Source organism: Parafrankia soli (genome assembly GCF_001854695.1).
Lineage (GTDB): Bacteria > Actinomycetota > Actinomycetes > Frankiales > Frankiaceae > Parafrankia > Parafrankia soli.
In genome coordinates, this window is record NZ_MAXA01000126.1 from 1 (window position 1) to 2,315 (window position 2,315).

Sequence of the window (2,315 nt, forward strand, 5' to 3'; positions counted from 1 at the left end):
TTCGGCCCGGCGGGTTGCGCTGGACGGCAACGACCCGATCCCGCTGGAGGAACTACCGGCGCGGCTGCGGCGCGCGGTCGAGGACCGGTGCGCGCACCGCGGGTGGGAACCCGCAGCGGTGATCCCCGAGTACGTGTGGAGCATTCTCACCGAGGGCCGCCTGCCTGATGCCCTGGACGCGGACGCCCTGTTCGACGCCCTGAACGGCACTGGTCTCTCCCCTGCGGCGGTCCAGGCGCTACGCGATGTGGACCAGGCCCTGGAGTGGACCTCGGGTTCAGCGGCCCGACTGGCCCTGGAAGGTGTGCCGCCGATCCCGCTGGAGGGCGACGCCTCCAGCGTCGTCATCCGCTTCGATGCTCCACCAGGCGCACTGACCCTGGACGAGTGGTACTCGATCGCCGGACAGGTCACGGCCGCCGGGCCTGAGATGTCCCCCGAGGAGCGAGGGCGCCTGGGCGCGGCCTTGGGGCACATGCTGCACGAGTGGCAGGAGCGGCGGGCGCAGTAGGCGGCACGCCGGCGGTGCCGAGGAGTCGCAGGACCCGGCATGGACGCCCGCATGGTCGTCGCATCGGCTGACCACCGGGGTGGTTCAGTGCCGCGGTGCTGGCGATGGCCCAGTCCACGAGCTGGTAGATGCTGCGTAGGCAGGCCGCGGATGGAGAGGTCGCCCGCCGCGGGGGACGCCGTGGGCCGACCCGCGGCGGCGGACCCCTGAACCCGGACCGGGGTGTACCGCTACCTGCTGGCTCGAGGTCTGCGCGCCGACGATCCTGAGCGCCCACCGCGCGCGGCCGCCTCAACCGCCTGACCCTCCGTGCCACAGCTGCGCTCGGCTGCGTGAACCACGATCCATCCTTCTATCGCTTTCTAGCGTTCTACTGACGTAGACTGCTTTTGAAGCGCTAGATTGTGGAGGTGGGGCGGTGTCTGATCGCTGGGACGAGACCCATGAGCCGCCGGGCTGGGGAGAGCACGCCAACGGGCGGCTCCTCGACGACGTACTCGACGGCCGGGACGCGCTCATCGGCTACGCCCGCACCGTCGAGCTGATTCGGATGCCCACCACTGCCGACCTGCTCGGGCTGCTCGACGAGGCCATCGCGGAGCTGGTCTACGTCGACTCCGACGACCGGTGCCGCGAGATCGAAGACGCCGCGGGCGCCATCCGCAAGCAGCTCACCGCCACTACACCCGCTATTCCCGTCGCGGCCTGAAGGAGCCCGCCATGGTCAACGACCTCACGCCCACCCAGGAGCCGATGCGCCCGCGCCGCCGTCCCCGCCGCATGCGACCCGCCGGGCGAGTCCGCCAGCCGTTCCACCCCGACCTCACGACCGTCCTGCAGGCCGCCGACTGCGGCGACCTCCGCCGAAACAAGCACGGCCGCTACATCGACACCTCAGGCCGTCCGGTCGATCAGGCCGCCGCCCGCGATGCGCTGAACGCCAGGTTCATCTTCCGGCCCGACTGGTCGACCGATCCTCGCGACCAGACCTGGGTCCTGACGGCCTCCGGCACCGACCAGCTCGCCGCGCTCTGACTTCACCGAGGAACCGAGGCCTCATGTCCCACGAACTGCTCACCGTCCCCTCGAACCTTCTCTATGCGGGCTCCGACGAGCTGATCGAACGGCTCGTCACGCTGGCGTCCCGCTCCCACGACCTGCGCTTCGGTCGGAACGGCACCGGTACACCCGGCGCGGACTGCTCGGACTACTGCCCCGCGTGCAAGGCGCTGGGCGGCCGGAATGTCGTTGAGGCGATGGCCCGATGACGCGACTCACCCACACCGACCTGCCCCGGCTCGCCGCCGACCAGCCGCTTCTCCTCAACTGCGGCGCGGACCGCGAACCGGCACCCGTCCGCGTCGTCGCGGTCGACGGCCCCACGATCCGGGTCACCTCGGACGTGTTTCAGCGGGTCGTTCCTGGTGGCAGCACCGGACATTCGCCCGTCGAACTGTTCTGGCCGGATGGCGGTGCCGCGTGAGGCGCTTCGAGGTCGAGATCGACATGTACGGCGACTGGCACGTCATCCCCGACACCGCCGGCATGCACCAGCCCGCCCAGTGCGCCCACTGCAACGGCGTCTACGACCTCGGAACGGTCGAGGTGACCGCGCGGTACACGGACTGCTCGATGTGGAAGGCGCCCTGCTGCGGCGTCCTAGTCGACGACCGCGGCGAGACCGGGTGGAAGACGTTCAAGGACTACCGCCGGCTCGACCGGACTGCGGGTGGCACCCAGTGAGCGCCATCGACGAGGGCGGCGTCTGGTGCGGCGCCTGCCGCCGCTCAACCCTTCGTGCCGC

General features: G+C 70.7%; 6 protein-coding genes. All 6 read left to right on the forward strand.

Features of this window, described 5'->3' with window-relative positions:
* Positions 1-511, forward strand: a 511-nt coding sequence (locus tag BBK14_RS38180) for a hypothetical protein (protein WP_198541252.1), incomplete at its 5' end; no start/stop codon positions are given.
* A gap of 418 nt (positions 512-929) precedes the next feature.
* Positions 930-1,220 (forward strand): hypothetical protein, encoded by a 291-nt coding sequence (locus BBK14_RS12605; protein ID WP_071062199.1) that lies wholly within the window; start codon positions 930-932, stop codon positions 1,218-1,220.
* Positions 1,221-1,231: 11 nt separating this feature from the next.
* A complete protein-coding gene (locus tag BBK14_RS12610; RefSeq protein ID WP_071062201.1) occupies positions 1,232-1,546 on the forward strand; it encodes a hypothetical protein in 315 nt (104 codons plus the stop codon).
* A 23-nt stretch (positions 1,547-1,569) separates the two neighbouring features.
* Positions 1,570-1,779, forward strand: a complete 210-nt coding sequence (locus tag BBK14_RS12615; RefSeq protein ID WP_071062204.1) for a hypothetical protein — start codon at positions 1,570-1,572, stop codon at positions 1,777-1,779.
* Positions 1,776-1,994, forward strand: a complete 219-nt coding sequence (locus tag BBK14_RS12620) for a hypothetical protein (protein WP_071062206.1) — start codon at positions 1,776-1,778, stop codon at positions 1,992-1,994. Before BBK14_RS12615 ends, BBK14_RS12620 begins: the two co-directional genes overlap by 4 nt.
* Complete coding sequence (locus tag BBK14_RS12625) at positions 1,991-2,254, forward strand: hypothetical protein (RefSeq protein WP_071062209.1); 264 nt, start codon at positions 1,991-1,993, stop codon at positions 2,252-2,254. Before BBK14_RS12620 ends, BBK14_RS12625 begins: the two co-directional genes overlap by 4 nt.
* Positions 2,255-2,315: the final 61 nt, after the last annotated feature.

Coding starts and splice junctions, on each gene's coding strand:
- BBK14_RS12610 (WP_071062201.1), top strand. CDS start 1,232: ATGGTCAACGACCTCACGCCCACCCAGGAGCCGATGCGCCCGCGCCGC.
- BBK14_RS12615 (WP_071062204.1), top strand. CDS start 1,570: ATGTCCCACGAACTGCTCACCGTCCCCTCGAACCTTCTCTATGCGGGC.
- BBK14_RS12620 (WP_071062206.1), top strand. CDS start 1,776: ATGACGCGACTCACCCACACCGACCTGCCCCGGCTCGCCGCCGACCAG.